The sequence below is a fragment of the Halomonas sp. LBP4 genome, assembly GCF_003202205.1.
Taxonomy (GTDB): Bacteria; Pseudomonadota; Gammaproteobacteria; order Pseudomonadales; family Halomonadaceae; genus Halomonas; species Halomonas flagellata.
The window spans coordinates 262,929-279,357 of record NZ_PDOG01000001.1 but is presented as its reverse complement, the minus strand read 5'-3'; the positions used below and the strand labels follow the sequence as shown (position 1 = coordinate 279,357).

Sequence of the window (16,429 nt, the reverse complement as noted above, 5' to 3'; positions counted from 1 at the left end):
GATGGCGAGACTGGGCAAGCGACGCCCGGCGCGGGCGCGCTCCGGCGTTTCCGGCCTGCAGGGACGCCAGGCGCCACCGGCTGCCCCCACCGTGCCGCGTGCGGTCGGTGACGAGGCGGTGATCATCGAGCGGCTGGCTCATGATGGCCGGGGCGTGGCGCATACCGCGGTCGGCAAGACGCTTTTCGTCGACGGGGCGCTGCCCGGCGAGCGGCTCGAGGTGGCCGTGCATCGCGCCCGCAAGCGGTTCGACGAGGGGCACGTGCGATCCCTGATCGAGGCCTCGCCCGAACGGGTGACGCCGCCCTGTGCCCATTTCGCCCGCTGCGGCGGTTGCGACCTCCAGCACCTGGCCCTCGACGCCCAGCGTCGCCACAAGGTGGCGGTGCTGCTGGAGCTGCTCGCTCGCCAGGGCATCGAGCCGTCACCGGCACCGCAGCTGCTCGCCGGGGCCGGCGAGGGGTACCGCCGGCGCGCGCGACTGGGGGTCAAGGTCGATGCCGAAGGGGGCGTGCACCTCGGCTTCCGTGCCCGCCACAGCCACAGGCTGGTGGACATCGGTGACTGCACCGTCCTGGTGCCGTCGCTCAGCGCCCTGCTGCCCCCGCTGCACGCTCTGGTGGCAAGCCTCGAGGCGCCGCGACAGGTGGGGCACCTGGAGTTGCTCGAGAGCGACCAGGGGGTGACCCTGGTGGTACGGCAGTTGCGCGACCACGCTGGGGACAGGCAGCGTTGGCTGACCTTCGCCGGGCAGCACGGGCTGCATCTGGCGCGCCGCCTGGGGCGGGAGTCGCCGGCCCTCGACTGGCTCACCCCGGCGCCGACGCTGACCTGCCGGGTACCGGGGGCCGAGGGCGAGCTCGTCCTGGGCTTCGCCCCCGGGGATTTCCTCCAGGCCAATGCCAGGGTCAACCGGCAGATGATCGAGACCGCCCTGGCCTGGCTCGGCGATGTCGAGGGCCTGGCACTGTTGGATCTCTTCGCCGGGGTCGGCAACTTCAGCCTGCCGCTGGCGGCCGCCGGGGCCCGGGTCACCGCGGTGGAGGGCAATCCGGCAATGGTCGAGCGGCTGGCCGGGAACGCCCGGCACAACGCCCTCGAGGTGGAGGTCCGCCAGGCCGACCTGGGCCGGGTGGGGGCCGTCGCCGACCTGCTGGCCCGGGGCCTGCCCAAGGTGGCGGTGCTGGACCCGCCCCGGGACGGGGCCGAGGTCGCCTGCCGCGCGCTCGTCGAACAGCCGGTACCGCGCCTTCTGTATGTCTCCTGCGATCCGGCGACGCTGGCGCGGGATGCGGCACGCCTCGTGCATGGAGGTTTCCGGCTCACCCGCCTTGCGGTGGCCGACATGTTTGCCCATACCTCACACCTGGAATCCATGCTGCTGTTCGAGCACCCGCGGACAGGACGGCAGCCGCTAGGAGCTACACCCGATGGTTAAAGTCCGTGAAGACCAGCCCCTGAGCGCCACCGGACGGGTCGACGTCGACCAGTGGGTCGAGCGCCTGCAGGAGGACGTCAAGCTGCGTGACGCGGCGGAGATGCGCGAGGCCTGCCTGCTCGCCCAGCAACTGGAGGCGGAGTCCGACCGGCCCCACCGCACCTGGCTGGCCAACGGCTCGAGCTTTCGCATGGGCCTGGAGATGGCCGATATCCTCGGCGAGCTCCGGCTCGACCAGGCCGCCCTGGAGGCGGCGGTGCTCTACCGCGCCGTGCGCGAGGGGCTGATCGACCTCGAGGCGATCGGCAAGCGCTTCGGCGAGGAGGTCGCCGCACTGATCGATGGCGTGCTGCAGATGGCGGCCATCAGCACGTCCCAGCTGCCCAGTCACGGCATGAGCCAGCACGATCAGCAGGACAACCTGCGCAAGATGCTGGTCACCATGATCGACGACGTGCGCGTGGCCCTGATCAAGATCGCCGAGCGCACCTGCGCGCTGCGCCAGGTCAAGGATGCCCCCCGGGAGAAGTGCCAGCAGGTCGCCCGGGAGGTGTTCGACATCTACGCTCCCCTGGCCCATCGCCTCGGCATCGGCCAGCTCAAGTGGGAACTGGAGGATCTCTCCTTCCGCTACCTGCACGAGGACGACTACAAGGCCATCGCCCGGCAGTTGGCCGAGAAGCGCCTCGACCGCGACCGCTACATCCATGACGTGGTGGAAACCCTCAAGGGCATGCTCGACGCCCAGGGCATCGCGCGCTACGACGTCGACGGCCGGGCCAAGCACATCTATTCGATCTGGCGCAAGATGAAGCGCAAGCGCATCGACTTCTCCCAGGTCAACGACATCCGCGCGGTGCGCATCCTGGTGCCCGAGGTGGCCGACTGCTACACCGTGCTCGGGTTGGTGCATTCGCGCTGGCACCACGTGCCCAACGAGTTCGACGACTACATCGCCAACCCCAAGAAGAACGGCTACCAGTCGCTGCACACCGCGGTGATGGGCCCCGAGAACAAGGTCCTGGAGATCCAGATCCGCACCTTCGCCATGCACGACGAGGCCGAGCTCGGCGTCTGTGCCCACTGGCGCTACAAGGGCCACGATACCGGGGGCAAGAGCTCGAGCTACGAGGAGAAGATCGCCTGGCTGCGCCAGGTACTCGAGTGGCAGGAGGAGGTCGGCGACTTCGGCAACATCCGCGAGGGGCTCTCCAGCGACGTGGCCCCGGACCGCATCTACGTCTTCACGCCGGATGGCCATGTCATCGACCTGCCACGTATCGCCACGCCCATCGACTTCGCCTACCGGGTGCATACCGAGGTGGGCCATCGCTGCCGCGGGGCCAAGGTCAACGGCCGCATCGTGCCGCTCACCTACAAGCTCAAGACCGGCCAGCAGGTGGAGATCCTCACCGCCAGCAAGGGCGGGCCGAGCCGCGACTGGCTCAACCCCAGCCTCGGCTATGTGCGCACTTCCCGGGCGCGGGCCAAGATCCAGGCCTGGTTCAAGCATCAGGCCCGCGACCAGAACCTCGAGGAGGGCCGGGCACTCTTCGAGCGTGAGATGAAGCGGCTCGACGTCGAGGGCATGGACCTCGAGACCCTGGCGCGCAAGGTCAACTACACCACGCCGGACGACATGTACGCGGCTCTCGGGGCCGGTGACCTGCGTATCGGCCAGGTGCTGCACCAGGCCCAGCAGTTGTTCGGCGAGAGCGACGACCAGGAGCAACTCGACCGGCTGCTGGCCAAGCCGCGCAAGGCCGCCGGCAAGGGGGCTGGCTCCGACATCACCGTGCTCGGCGTGGGGAACCTCAAGACCAGCATGGCCAACTGCTGCCATCCGGTGCCGGGCGAGGCCATCGTCGGCTTCATCACCCAGGGACGCGGCGTCACCGTGCACCGCCAGGATTGCCCCAACATCCTGCAGCTGCGCATGGACGAGCCCCAGCGCATCATCGAGGTGGAGTGGGGCGAGCGAGCCCGGACCCAGTATCCGGTGGAGATCGAGATTCAGGCCTGGGACCGCTCGGGCCTGCTGCGTGACGTGACCGGCGTGCTCAGTCATGACAAGGTCAATGTGCTCTCGGTCAACACCCGGACCGACACCGACGACGGCATCGCCCGCATGACGATCACCGTCGAGGTCGACGGCCTCGAGACCCTGGGGCGGCTCTTCTCGCGCATCCAGCAACTGCCCAACGTCATCGAGGTGCGGCGGCTGCGCAGCGGTGGCACGCCGGGCAGGCGCAAGGGGAAATCGGCATGAGCGGGACCCGTTTCGACCTCGATGACCTGCTGACGCTGGTGGCGGTGCTGCGCGACCCCGGCGACGGTTGCCCCTGGGACCTCAAGCAGGACTGGGACTCCATCGTGCCCCATACCCTGGAGGAGGCCTACGAGGTGGCCGACGCCATCGAGCGACGCGCCTACGGCGAGTTGCCCGCCGAACTCGGCGACCTGCTGTTCCAGGTGGTCTACTACGCCCAGTTCGGCGCCGAGGAGGGGCGCTTCGACTTCCACGACGTGGTGCATGCCCTGACCGCCAAGATGCTGCGTCGCCACCCCCATGTCTTTCCCGACGGCACCCTGGCCTCGCGACGCGAGGGTGTGAGTGCCGCCGAGGTGGAGACGCAGCAGGTGCACTCCCGCTGGGAGTCGCTCAAGGCCGAGGAGCGTGCCGAGCGCGCACGCTCGACGGATGGGCGTCATTCGGTGCGAGACAGCACCGCGGCTTCGGTATTGGATGATATTCCGCGTACCCTCCCGGCGCTGTCCCGGGCCGCCAAGCTCTCCCGGCGCGCCGCGCGGGTCGGCTTCGACTGGCCGGATGCCCGCGGCGTGCTGGCCAAGATCCGCGAGGAGCTCGACGAGGTCGAGCAGGCGCTGGCCGAGGGCGACCGCGACCACGCCGTCGAGGAAGTCGGCGACCTGCTGTTTGCCGTGACCAACCTGGCCCGCACCCTCAAGGCCGATCCCGAGCAGTGCCTGCGAGCCACCAATGCCAAGTTCGAGCGGCGCTTCCGCCAGGTGGAAACCGCCCTGGCCGCCGAGGGAGTGGCGCTGCCGGACGCCGGCCTCGAGGCCATGGAGTACCACTGGCAGGCCGCCAAGAGAGGCGAGGCCCCCCGCACCGCTCGAGCACAACGCAACGACAACCCCGGAGACCGCCGGTCATGAGCCACGACCTGCACGAATCACTGCGTGACAATGTTCGCATCCTGGGCGACAGCCTGGGCCGTACCATCGCCGACGACCTCGGCACGGGGTTCGTCGACAAGATCGAGACCATCCGAGGCTTCGCCAAGCATGGCCGCCAGGGGGACCAGCAGAGTCGTCACGAACTGATCGAGTACCTGCGCCGCCTGCCCGACCGCGACCTGCTGCCGGTGACCCGGGCCTTCAACCAGTTCCTCAACCTGGCCAATATCGCCGAGCAGCACTACCGGGCGCGCTTCCGCCGGGTCGAGGACTACAAGCCCGGCTCCCAGCCGGTGCTCTCCGAGCTGCTCGAGCGCGCCCGCCAGTCCGGCCACTCGCCGCGCAAGCTGGTCGAGAGCCTCGCCGGCATGCGCGTCGAGCTGGTGCTCACTGCCCACCCCACCGAGGTCATCCGGCGCACCCTGATACAGAAGTACGACGCCATCGACGACTGCCTCACCGCCATCGAGTCCTCCACCGACTATCCGGAGCGCGGCGTGCGCGCCCAGGGGCGGCTCGAGGAGCTGATCAGCCAGGCCTGGCACACCGACGAGATTCGCCACGAACGGCCGACCCCGGTGGACGAGGCCAAATGGGGCTTCGCGGTGATCGAGAACTCCCTGTGGCAGGCGGTGCCGGATTTCCACCGCGACCTCGACAACCTGCTGCTCGAGGCCGCCGGCGAGCGGCTGCCGCTGGATGCGGCGCCGATCCGTTTCGCCTCCTGGATGGGCGGCGATCGTGACGGCAACCCCAATGTCACCGCCCGGGTCACCCGGGAGGTGCTGCTGCTGGGCCGCTGGATGGCCGCCGACCTCTTCCTGCGCGACCTCGAGCAGCTCAAGGCCGAACTCTCCATGTGGAAGGCCAACAGTGCGCTCAAGGCCGAGGTGGGTGAGGTGACGGAGCCCTACCGCGAGCTGCTCCGGCGCCTGGTGAGCCGCGTCGAGGCGACCCGCGACTGGGCCAAGGCCGAGCTCGACGGGCGCAGTTTCGAGGGCGGCCCGATCATCGAGAACCGCGACCAGCTCTATGCGCCACTGCTGACCTGCTACCGTTCGCTGTGCGACGTGGGACTCGACACCATCGCCAACGGGGCGTTGCTCGACACCCTGCGCCGGGTCGCCGTGTTCGGCGTGACCCTGACCAAGCTCGACCTGCGTCAGGAGGCGAGCCGCCATGCCCAGGTGATGGAGGAGCTCACCGACTGCCTGGGCCTCGGTCACTACCGGGAGTGGAGCGAGCAGCAGCGCCAGGACTTCCTGCTCGAGGAACTCGCCTCCCGTCGGCCGCTGATCCCCCGTCGCTGGGACTGCTCCACCGAATCCCGGGAGGTGATCGACACCTTCCGGGTCGTGGCCACCGAGCAGCCCGAGGCGCTGGGCACCTACATCATCTCCATGGCGGCCCAGCCGTCGGACGTCCTCACCGTGGCGCTGCTGATGAAGGAGGTGGGCGGCGACGTGCGCCTGCCCATCGCGCCGCTGTTCGAGACCCTCGACGACCTCAACCATGCCGGCGAAGTGATCGACCGGCTGCTGGCGCTGCCCGGCTATCGCGCGCTGGTCGGCGACGGCCAGGAGGTGATGATCGGCTACTCCGACTCCGCCAAGGATGCCGGCCAGCTCGCGGCGGCCTGGGCCCAGTACCGCGCCCAGGAGACCCTGGTGGAGGTGTGTCGCCGCCACGGCGTCGACCTGACGCTGTTCCATGGCCGGGGCGGTACCGTGGGACGCGGCGGCGGTCCCGCCCATGCGGCCATCCTCTCCCAGCCGCCCGGTTCGGTGAACGGCAGCCTGAGGGTGACCGAGCAGGGCGAGATGATCCGCTTCAAGTTCGGCCAGCCGGACATCGCCCTGCGCTCCATGGAGATCTATGCCTGTGCGGTGCTCGAGGCGACCCTGCTACCGCCGCCGGCGCCGCGCACCGAGTGGCGCGAGGAGATGGATCGCCTGGCCGCGGTCGCCCATGGCGCCTATGTGGGGGTGGTGCGCGAGGATCCCGACTTCGTGCCCTATTTCCGTGCGGTGACCCCGGAAGGGGCGCTCGGGCGTCTGCCGCTTGGATCACGGCCCACCAAGCGGCGCCAGGATGGCGGCGTGGAGACCCTGCGGGCGATCCCCTGGATCTTCGCCTGGACCCAGACCCGCCTGATGCTGCCGGCCTGGCTCGGCAGTGGCGAGGCATTCGCCCGTCGCCTGGAGGACGAGGGAGGGCTGGAAGTGCTCCAGGAGATGCGCGACCAGTGGCCTTTCTTCGGCACCTACCTGGACATGCTCGAGATGCTGCTGGCCAAGGCCGACGTGGGGATCGCCGCCTACTACGAGAATCGCCTGGTCGACGAACCCGCCCTCAAGGCGCTGGGCGAGAAGCTGCGCAGCCGTTTCACCCGGCTGTACGAGGTGCTGCTCCGGGTCCTCGACCAGCAGGAGTTGCTCGAGAAGACCCCGCTGATTCGCCAGGCCATCGAGGTACGCAACCCCTACATCGACCCCCTCCACGGGCTGCAGGCCGAGTTGCTGCAGCGCAACCGGGATGCCGACGGGGCGATCAGCGCGGATCTCTCCCGGGCGCTGATGGTGACCATGGCCGGGATCGCCGCCGGGCTGCGCAATACCGGCTGAGGCTCGGCGCTTTCCCGGTGGCCGAAGCGGCGCACCCCGGCCGGTAGCCGGGGTGCGCCGCTCGCTCACGAGAGGAGGAGCCGCCGGTCGAGCGGATGGCCGTCAGGAGGGCTGCTTGACCGTGCGCAGGTAGGGTTTCAGCGTGGTGAAACCCTCGGGGTACTTCTTGCGGGCCTCCTCGTCGCTGACCGACGGCGGGATGATGAGGTCCTCACCCGGCCGCCAGTTCACCGGGGTGGCCAGGGTGTGCTTGGCCGTCAGCTGCACGGAATCCAGCAGGCGCAACACCTCGTTGAAGTCCCGCCCGGTGGTCATCGGGTAGACGAGCATCGCCTTGACCTTCTTGTCGGGCCCGATGATGAACACCGAACGCACGGTGGCGTTGTCGGCGGGCGTGCGTCCCTCGGCCGTGCCCTCGAGCTCGGCCGGCAGCATGTCGTAGAGCTTGGCGACCTCCAGCTTTTCGTCGCCGATCATGGGGTAGTTGGGTGCCGCCCCCTGGGTCTCCTCGATATCCTTCGACCAGGCGGTGTGGTTGTCGACCGGGTCCACCGACAGCCCGACGATCTTGGTATTGCGCTTGTCGAACTCGGGCTTCAGCTTCGCCATGTAGCCCAGTTCGGTGGTGCAGACCGGGGTGAAGTCCTTGGGGTGGGAGAAGAGGATGCACCAGCTGTCACCGATCCATTCATGAAAGTTCAGGGTGCCTTGAGTGGTTTGCGCCGTGAAGTCCGGCGCGGTATCACCGATTCTGAGGCTCATCGTAGTGACTCCTGTCAAGTGGTGGATGCAGGCATGAGACAAGGCCTTGGCGTGGAAGGCTCGCCAGGCCGGCTATTGACTATATAGCATGGACCCGCTAGCCGCCTACCGGTCAAGAGGAGGAACGCCAGGGGGCTAGAAGGGATAGTGGAACGAGGCGGTGATCAGGTTGAGGTGCGCCATGCTCGGCGCGTCGATCTCCTCGACCTCCAGCCGGCTGACCAGGCGATCGAACTGCAGGCGGGCACCGAAGCCCTGCACGCGGGTGGTGCCGGCGGTGGCGTAGGAGTCGGGGCGACCACCCACCGGGTCGCCCTCCCATCCGGCGAAGCCGGACTTGGCATAGAGTCCCACCTGGCCGAGGCGCACGCCGGCGACCAGGCTGCCGCCCAGGCTGGTGGTGTTGAGGATCAGCGGCTGGTTGTCGAGCCGGGTCGGCACCTCGTCGCTCTCGCGATAGGTGAATTCGGCGCCGAGATCGAGTCGCGGCAGGGCGAGCGGCGAGAAACCGGCCGTGAAGCGAAATCCCGAGGTGTAGCCGTCCGGCGTCTCGAGGTCGCGCCCCTCGAGGATCACGCCGTTGTCGAGGTGCATCAGGCCGGTGGCCTTGTCGGCGTAGGCGGGCGTCTCGTCATCCGCCAGCAGCGACGACGAGGACAATGCCAGACTGGTTGCCAGGGCGATGGCAAGTGGGAAGCCCGGTTTCATGATCCCTGACCCTGAGCGCGTGGCTCGTGGAGTCCGCTTGCTCGTTATATGGACCATCTCAGACTAGCAGGAGAGCCATCGGCCTGCCAGGCGACGGCTCAATGTCGGTCGTCGGGTCCGGTGCGCTCGAGTTCGGCCAGGCGGGGGGCCTCGATGCCATGCCGCCGCGCCGCCGTCAGCAGCGGCCCGAGGATCGCTTCGCGCTCGGTGGGCCGGCCGGCCAGCACGTCCTGCAGCATGGAGGCGCGGTTGGCGGCGGTGCCCGCCACCACCTGCCAGACCAGGGTGCGCCAGCCGGCGATTCCCTCACCCTCGGGTGGGGCGATGCCCTCGGCCGCCATGATCGTGGCGACCTCCTCGATGACCGCCTCGACCATGGGCCGGAAGGGCCGGTCGCGCAACTGGCCGTTGCGGATGCGAAAGCGTGCCACCAAGGGGTTGATGGCGGCGTTCACGGCGAGCTTCTGCCACAGGCGGGTGCGGATGTCGGGCTCCGCCTCGGTGGCCAGGCCGGCCGCCGTGAGGGTGGCCGCCAGTGAGCGGGCCAGTGGGAGGTGGCGATTGGCCAGGTCGCCGAGGCGGGTGGCCCCGTGGCCGGCGTGCACCACGCGGTCATCGCCGGCCAGCCAGGCCCCCTCGGTGGTGGTGGCGCACAGCACCGGGCCGTCGTGGCGCTCGCTCAGCCGCGATTGGCAGCCGAAGCCGTTCTGCCACAGCACCAGGGGGGTCCCGGGAGCGAGCCGCGTGGCAATGGCCGCATGCGCCGCCTCGGCGGCGTAGGCCTTGGTGGTCAGGTGCACGACATCGGGGGCCAGCGGTGGCAGCCGGTCCAGGGTGAGGGTCGGCACGGACAGCGTCAGCGCCTCTCCCGCCGGGGTGATCAGCGTCTGCTCGGTGGGCAGCGGGCGCCGGCCGACCAGCGTCACCCGGCCAGCCTTCGCCAGGCTGAGGCCCACCAGGCGACCCAGTGCGCCGGGGCCGACGATCAGGTGGGCGCTCATGAGCGGGAGCCTTTTCCGCGTGCCGGGGAGCGGCGGCGTCCCTTGGCGGGGGCGCTGCGCCGGCGGCTTGCGGGCTTGCCGCGGCCGGGTGATGGCGCCTCCTCGCCGCGGGCCTGGGCCAGGGCCCGGTGCAGTCGCCCGGCATCGGCGGCGGCGAGCAGGCCGTGCAGGTCCTCGACCAGTGCGTCGACGAAGGGGGCCGGGTCGTCGCCCGCCTCGGCAATGGCGCCCAGGCGCTGCTCCCACAGGGCGGTGCGCTCCGGGCGACCCACCGCCTCGGGCAGCGAGGCGATCAGCGCGCTGCCGAGCCGGGTGGCGCGCAGCGCCTTGGCCTGGCGTACCAGGTAGCCGCGTTCCAGCAGGGTCTCGATGATGCCGGCGCGGGTGGCCTCGGTACCCAGGCCGTCGTGTTCGCGCAGGGTGCGCCTGACCGCCGGGTCCTCGACGTAGCGGCCAATGTTCATCATCGCCTTGATCAGGCTGGCGTCGGTGAAGGGCTCCGGCGGGCGGGTCTCGCGATCCTCCACCCCCGCCTCCGTCACCCGGCATGCCTCGCCCTCGCTGAGCGGCGGCAGCGGTGGCGCCTCGTCGCGGGTGGTGAACAGCGGCTTCCAGCCGGGTTCCAGCACCTCCTGGCCGCGGGCGCGAAAGCATTCGCCGAGGAGGGTGAACTCGGCCTTCACCTCGCGGGTGGCCAGCGCCGGGTAGAACTGGGCGAGCACGTTGCGGGCGATCAACCGGAAGACGTCGCCCTCGGCCTTCTCCAGGCGCGAGAGGTCGGCGCACTTGCCGGTGGGCGCCAGGGCATGGTGGGCGCCGACCCGCTTGTCGTTCCAGGCCTTCGAGCGTCGCGAGAAGTCGGCGCCGGCCAACCAGCCGCGCAGGGTCGCATCGGTGCCGCAGGCCCCCTCCAGGGTGGCCCGGGCGGCGGCCCAATGCTCCTCGGGCAGGTAGCGGCAGTCCGAGCGCGGGTAGGTGATCAGCTTGTGGCGCTCGTAGAGGCGCTGGCAGATGTCCAGTACCGCCTTGGCCGAGAGCCCGAAGCGGCGGGCGGCATCGACCTGCAGCGCCGACAGCGAGTAGGGCAGGGGGGCGGCCTGGCGCTTGTCGCGGGTCTCCAGCGCGGCGAGGCGACCCTCGGCGCCGGGCAGGCGTGCGGCCAGGGCCGCCGCGGGCTCGCGGGCCAGCAGCCGGCCCTGGTCGTCCAGGGGGTGCGCCTCGCCGGGCACCCACCAGGCGCGGAGCCGGCCCCGGGCCACGGCAAGCTCGGCCCAGAGCACGAAGAAGGGCCTGGGCTCGAAGTCGCGGATCTCGGCGTCACGACGCACCACCAGCCCCAGCACCGGGGTCTGCACCCGGCCCACCGAGAGCACCCCGTCGTGACCGGCCTGGCGACCGGTCAGGGTCCAGGCCCGGGTCAGGTTGATCCCGTAGAGCCAGTCGGCCCGGGCACGGGACTGCGCCGCCCGGTAAAGCGGCTGGTAGCGGGCGTTGTCCTCGATGCGCGCCAGGGCCCGCTGCACCGCCGGCCGGTTGAGGTCGCTGACCAGCAGCCGCGACACCGGGCCCTGCCAGCCCAGGTGCTCGATCACCTCCTGCACCAGCAGCTGACCCTCGCGGTCCGGGTCGCCGGCGTGGACGACCTCGCTGGCGCCCTTCAGCAGCCGGCGGATCACCGCCAGCTGGCTCCGTGCCTTGGGCCGCGGGGTATGCTTCCAATGCCCGGGCAGGATCGGCAGGTGGTCGAGCCGCCATGCCTTGAAGGCCGGGTCGTAGGCATCCGGCGGGGCCTGCTCCAGCAGGTGGCCCAGGCACCAGGTGACCGTCGTGTCGCCGGCGACGATGGCACCCTCCGCGCGACCCTGGCGTCCGGGCAGGGCCTCGGCGATGGCCTTGGCGAGGCTGGGTTTCTCGGCGATGATCAGTCGCATCCTGGTTCCCACCGGTTCATGATATGGACATTCTTCCAGTATTCCACGACCCTCGCCAGATGTAACATCACTCTATTCGTGTACAGCCCTTGTATCGAATGCCCTGTCTCCACTATCCGGGGAGCGACGATATGCGCGAACGCGGCCGTACCCGGCGCCTGCTGGGGCTGGGCGCCCGGACCGGCGGCGCCCTGTTGCGCACCCGGCTGGGCGGCGAGCCCGACTGGCGGGCCCTGGGCGAGGCCCTGTTCGAAGGGCTCTCCGAGCTCAAGGGGCCGGCCATGAAGCTGGCCCAGATCATGGCCCAATGGGACGACCTGCTGCCGACGGATCTCGCCGACGAGCTCGCGCGCCTCCAGCGCCAGGCCGAACCGATGCCCTGGGCCTCGATTCGCGAGACCCTGGTCGCCCAGTACGGTGACCTCGACGCCCACTTTCGCGACATCGAACGGCGTCCCTTCGCCAGCGCCTCCATGGGCCAGGTGCACCGTGCCGTGACCCGGGAGGGCGAGACCCTGGTGCTCAAGGTCCAGTACCCCGGGCTTGCCGAGGTGCTGGAGAGCGACCTGGTGCAGGTGCGACGCCTGATGCGGCTGGGGCGCTGGCTCAGGGTGCCGCAGGTGCGGCTCGACGCCCTGTTCGAGGAGCTCGCCGCGAGCCTGCGCGGCGAGCTCGACTACCATGCCGAGGCCGAGGCGCTGGCCCGCTACCGGGCGCGCTATGCCCATCTCGACGCACTGGTGATTCCCGAACCGCTGCCCCGGTTCTCGGGTCCCCGGGTACTGGCCATGCGTTATGTGGCGGGTACGCCACTACGCGAGTTGGAGATCTCCGATGTCGAGGTGCGCCAACGCCTGGCGACGACGCTGGCGGACTGGCTCACCGAGGAGCTCTTCACTCACGGTGAGCTGCACGCCGACCCCCATGCCGGCAATTTCGCCGCCGACGCCCATGGGCGGCTGGTGATCTACGACCTGGGGGCGGTGATTCCGGTGCCCGAGGCGCGGCTGGTGGCGATGATGCGGCTGCTCGAGGCCACGCTGGCCGGGGACCCCCTGGCCATGGACGAGGCGCTGCTGGCCCTCGGTGGGCGCCAGGGACAGGGCGCGCCGCTATCGCTCTACCGCGAGGCCGCCGAGGCCGTCATCCCCCTGTTCCGGCCTGGCGAGCAGGACTTCGCCGACGTCCGCGTCCATCGCCGCCTGCGCGAGCTCAGCCCCAAGGTCTGGGCCGCCATGGACCGGCTGCAGCCACCGGCGGACACCCTGCTGCTCTCGCGCACCCTCAATGGCCACTACTGGAACCTGGTGCGACTCGGGGCCCGCCTCGACATGCACGCCCGTACCCGCCCCTTGCTGGCCTGGGCGCGGCGCTGAGTGCCTGCCCAGGACGCCGCTGGACTGTTAGACTGTGCCGTTTTCTGGTTGCGGAGGCTGCGATGCTGGCGGTATGGGTGGAACAACTGCTGGGCTTTGCCTCGGGAGCCCTGGCGGCCATTCGCGAGGACGAACGCTATCCGACGCTGATGGCCTGGGCTCGGGAGGAGGGCGCCGCCCTGATGGGTGGCAATCTGGCCCACGCCCAGGCGCTGGCTCCGGAGCTGTGGTCGCAGACGCCGCTGGAGCGGCTCGACTTCGCCTGTGAGCCACTCGCCCGTCCGGGTCGCAACGAGCCCTGCTGGTGCGACTCGGGCCGCAAGACCAAGCACTGCTGCGGTGCCGTGTCGCTGCCCGGCCATGTGCCCGAGCACCTGATGTGGATGCTCTCGCTGCGCGACTGGAAGGGCGGGGTCCTCAAGGCCGCGCTGGCGAGCGGCCGGGCCCCGGCCCAGGCGCTGCTCGAGGCCGGGTTGATCGCCGCCGAGAGCGGCCAGCGGGGCCGCGCCCAGCAGATTCTCGAGTCGCTGTTCGAGCGCGCCGACTGGTCGCGCCTGCCCGAGCAGGCCGAGCCGGCCTTCGAGATCCTCGTCGACCTCTACCAGGAGCGCGGCTTCCATCGCAAGCGCACCGCCCTGCTCGACGAGGTGCTCGACCGCGGGCCGCTGTTCCTGCGCGGGGTGGCGCTCGAGCGCCTCTGCCTGATGCATCTCGACAACGACGACCTGGACAGCGCCCGGGCCGCCTTCGTGCGCGCCCAGCAGGCGCTGCCCGATTCGCCGACCCTGGCCTACATCGAGGCCATGCTGCTGCTCCACGAGGGCCACGAGCGGGAGGCCGCCGAGCGGGCCCGCTTCTGGTTCCGGCGCCTGGCCCGCCAGGGGGACCTGGACCCGGACCAGCTGCAGTTCCTGTCCGACCTGGCCGACAACCCCGGCGCCACCCTCGCCGAGCAGCTGCTCAATGCCGAGGAGGACCTGGCCACGCCGCTGGCCTCGTTGCAGGCGCTGCTCGAGGCGTTGCCGACGGCGCCACGGCTGACGATCCGGGATTCCGGCGAGGGCCGCCTGGAGTACCACGCCAGCGCCCGCGAGGACACCCTGTTCGCCGCCTGGCAGAAACACTTCCGGGTGCAGGTGGTGGGCGATGCGCCCATGGGCTTCGACGACGACCCCTGGCCCCATGCCGCCGACTGGCTCACCGAACTCTGTTCCCACCCGGAGTGGCTGGATTCGCCACGGGTGGTCCAGGGCCTGGCGCTGGCCCTGACCAGTCGCTTCGGCAGCCTGCCGTGGATGGCGCCGAGCCTCTTCGCCCCCCTGGCCGATCGACTCGAGCGCTGGCTCGAGCAGGTCCAGGCGGCGGGCGACGGTACCCTGACCTGGGATGACGCCGACAACGCCGTGCTGCTGCGCACCGGCCTGGCCCTGGTGGTGGGCATGGAGCGGGGGGCCCGGCAGCGCTCCCGGGAGCTCGCCGAGCGACTGCTGGCGCTGGATGACCAGGACGGCCTGGGGCTGCGCGAGCTGGTGCTCGACCAACTGCTGCGCGAGGGGCGTGACCGTGAGGCCCTCGCGTTGAGCGAGCGGGCCCTCGACGAGGAGGCCGCGGAGCCTGCGCCGCTGCTGGGCCTGTTGATGGGGCGTGTGCTGGCGCTCTATCGCCTGGAGCGCCGGGACGATGCCCTGGAGGCCCTGGCGGCGGCCCGCCGCCACAACCCCCATGCCCTGGCCATGCTCTGTGCCGACAACCCGCGGCCGGTGACCGCGAGCGGTGACGGCATCGCCGAGCCCGGCTCCCGGGCCGAGGCCTGGCAGTACCGCACCCTGATGCGCGACCAGTGGCGGGCCACCCCGGGGGCGCTGGAGTGGCTGCGGGAGCAGCTGCCCGGCTGAGAGATTCCCTCGCCCGGGGGGCTCAGGCCGCCCGGGTGGCGGGCCGCGGCACCAGCTCGCGGTCGCGGCTGATCCAGAGCGCCAGGGCGATGGCCGGCAGGCCGAGCGCCGTCGCCACGACGAAGAAGGTGGCATAGCCCTCGGCGGCCACCACGAGCCCGCCGAAGCCGCTGAGGAACTTCCCCGGCAGGGTCATCAATGACGAGAACAGCGCGTACTGGGTCGCGGTGTAGGCCCGCGACGTCAGGCTCGAGAGAAAGGCGATGAACACCGCGCTGGCCAGGCCGTTGGCCAGGTTGTCGCCGACGATCGCCATGACCAGGAACGGCAGGCTCTGGCCGGCCAGCGCCAGGGCCGCAAACAGCAGGTTGGTCAGCGTGGCCGCCACCGCCCCCAGTACCAGGATCGGGCCGATGCCGTAGCGGGCGACCAGCAGGCCGCCGAGGATGCCGCCACCGATGCTCATCGCGATGCCGAAGACATTGGTGACGTTGGCGATGGTGGCAAGCGAGAAGCCCAGGTCGATGTAGAGCGGGTTGGCCATGGAGGCCATCGCCAGGTCGCTGATGCGAAACATCGCGATGAAGACCAGCAGCCACAGCGCCTTGAGCCGATGGCGGCCGAGGAAGTCCGTGAAGGGGCAGACCACGGCACCGATCAGCCAGGCGCCCAGGCGTCTGGCCGGCTTGGGCTTGCCGCGGCTGGCGCGCAGGAAGGCACGCACCTTCGGCTCGTGGATCAGTTGGGTAGTGAGCGACAGCCGCGGGGGCTCGGGGCGTAGCAGCACGGTGAGCACGCCGACCCCCACCAGGGCCGCCATGGTCAGGTAGGCGGCTTCCCAGGAGAGGGCCGAGGCGACGTACAGGGCCCCCGCGCCGGCGGCCAGCAACCCCCCGCGATAGCCGATGATATAGGTCGAGGCCATGGCCGCCTGGACGTCGTCGGGCGCCGATTCGATGCGGAAGGCGTCGATGGCGATGTCCTGGGTGGCCGAGCCGAAGGCCACCAACAGGGCGAAGAGGGCGATCAGCCCCAGGTTGCCCACCGGGTCGACCCCGGCCAGGCCCACCAGCCCGGCGGCGATCGTCGCCTGGGCCAGCAGCATCCAGCCGCGGCGCTGGCCGAAGGTGCGGGTCAGCAGCGGCAGGGCCAGGCGGTCGACCACCGGCGCCCAGAAGAACTTGATCGAATAGAGGATGCCGATCCAGGAGAAGAAACCGATGGCGGCGACCTCGACGCCAGCGCTGCGCAGCCAGGCCGAGAGGGTGGAGAACACCAGCAGGAAGGGCAGGCCGGCAGAGAAGCCCAGGAACAGCATGGTGATGACCGGCGCGCGCAGGTAGATGGCCAGGGCTGCACGCCAGCTGCGGCGGACGGTGGCGGTGGGCATGATGGGCTGCACTCCTTGCGGACCTCGGACGCGGGGGCACACGACTCGCCCCCATCGATGGTAAACTCGCGAATCGGCGGCCGGGCCGCTTTCCCGCAGGGTT

At 70.5% G+C, this 16,429-nt stretch carries 11 protein-coding genes; 6 read left to right on the top strand and 5 right to left on the bottom strand.

Going from position 1 to position 16,429, the window contains the following annotated elements:
• Position 1 precedes the first annotated feature (1 nt).
• Genes CR157_RS01325 through ppc form a run of 4 tightly spaced genes read left to right on the top strand, consistent with a single transcriptional unit; the run spans position 2 to position 7,263 of the window.
• A complete protein-coding gene (locus CR157_RS01325; protein WP_110281743.1) occupies positions 2-1,438 on the top strand; it encodes a TRAM domain-containing protein in 1,437 nt (478 codons plus the stop codon).
• Positions 1,431-3,707, top strand: a complete 2,277-nt coding sequence (gene relA / locus CR157_RS01320) for a GTP diphosphokinase (protein ID WP_110281742.1) — start codon at positions 1,431-1,433, stop codon at positions 3,705-3,707. The genes CR157_RS01325 and relA overlap by 8 nt, the downstream gene beginning before the upstream one ends.
• Positions 3,704-4,618, top strand: coding sequence for a nucleoside triphosphate pyrophosphohydrolase (mazG, locus tag CR157_RS01315; RefSeq protein ID WP_110281741.1), 915 nt, complete (start codon positions 3,704-3,706; stop codon positions 4,616-4,618). The genes relA and mazG overlap by 4 nt, the downstream gene beginning before the upstream one ends.
• The gene (gene ppc, locus CR157_RS01310) at positions 4,615-7,263 is read left to right on the top strand and encodes a phosphoenolpyruvate carboxylase (protein ID WP_110281740.1); all 2,649 of its coding nucleotides are present in this window, start codon (positions 4,615-4,617) and stop codon (positions 7,261-7,263) included. The genes mazG and ppc overlap by 4 nt, the downstream gene beginning before the upstream one ends.
• Before the next feature lie 102 nt (positions 7,264-7,365).
• On the opposite strand, the gene CR157_RS01305 is transcribed toward ppc, so the two are convergent.
• The 4 genes from CR157_RS01305 to CR157_RS01290 form a co-directional block, all read right to left on the bottom strand.
• Positions 7,366-8,025, bottom strand: coding sequence for a peroxiredoxin (locus CR157_RS01305; RefSeq protein ID WP_110281739.1), 660 nt, complete (start codon positions 8,023-8,025; stop codon positions 7,366-7,368).
• A 135-nt stretch (positions 8,026-8,160) separates the two neighbouring features.
• On the bottom strand, positions 8,161-8,733 hold the full coding sequence (locus tag CR157_RS01300) for a hypothetical protein (RefSeq protein WP_110281738.1): 573 nt from the start codon (positions 8,731-8,733) through the stop codon (positions 8,161-8,163).
• A gap of 98 nt (positions 8,734-8,831) precedes the next feature.
• On the bottom strand, positions 8,832-9,734 hold the full coding sequence (locus tag CR157_RS01295; protein WP_110281737.1) for a ketopantoate reductase family protein: 903 nt from the start codon (positions 9,732-9,734) through the stop codon (positions 8,832-8,834).
• Complete coding sequence (locus tag CR157_RS01290) at positions 9,731-11,665, bottom strand: DNA topoisomerase III (RefSeq protein ID WP_110281736.1); 1,935 nt, start codon at positions 11,663-11,665, stop codon at positions 9,731-9,733. The genes CR157_RS01295 and CR157_RS01290 overlap by 4 nt, the downstream gene beginning before the upstream one ends.
• A 131-nt stretch (positions 11,666-11,796) precedes the next feature.
• Between CR157_RS01290 and CR157_RS01285 the strand changes: the two genes are divergently transcribed.
• Together CR157_RS01285 and CR157_RS01280 are read left to right on the top strand one after the other, a co-directional pair.
• Complete coding sequence (locus CR157_RS01285; protein ID WP_110281735.1) at positions 11,797-13,041, top strand: ABC1 kinase family protein; 1,245 nt, start codon at positions 11,797-11,799, stop codon at positions 13,039-13,041.
• Positions 13,042-13,103: 62 nt separating this feature from the next.
• Complete coding sequence (locus tag CR157_RS01280) at positions 13,104-14,936, top strand: SEC-C domain-containing protein (RefSeq protein WP_110281734.1); 1,833 nt, start codon at positions 13,104-13,106, stop codon at positions 14,934-14,936.
• A gap of 22 nt (positions 14,937-14,958) precedes the next feature.
• On the opposite strand, the gene CR157_RS01275 is transcribed toward CR157_RS01280, so the two are convergent.
• Positions 14,959-16,326 carry an AmpG family muropeptide MFS transporter gene (locus tag CR157_RS01275; protein ID WP_110281733.1) on the bottom strand — a complete coding sequence of 456 codons (1,368 nt, stop codon included), beginning with the start codon at positions 16,324-16,326 and terminating at the stop codon, positions 14,959-14,961.
• Positions 16,327-16,429: the final 103 nt, after the last annotated feature.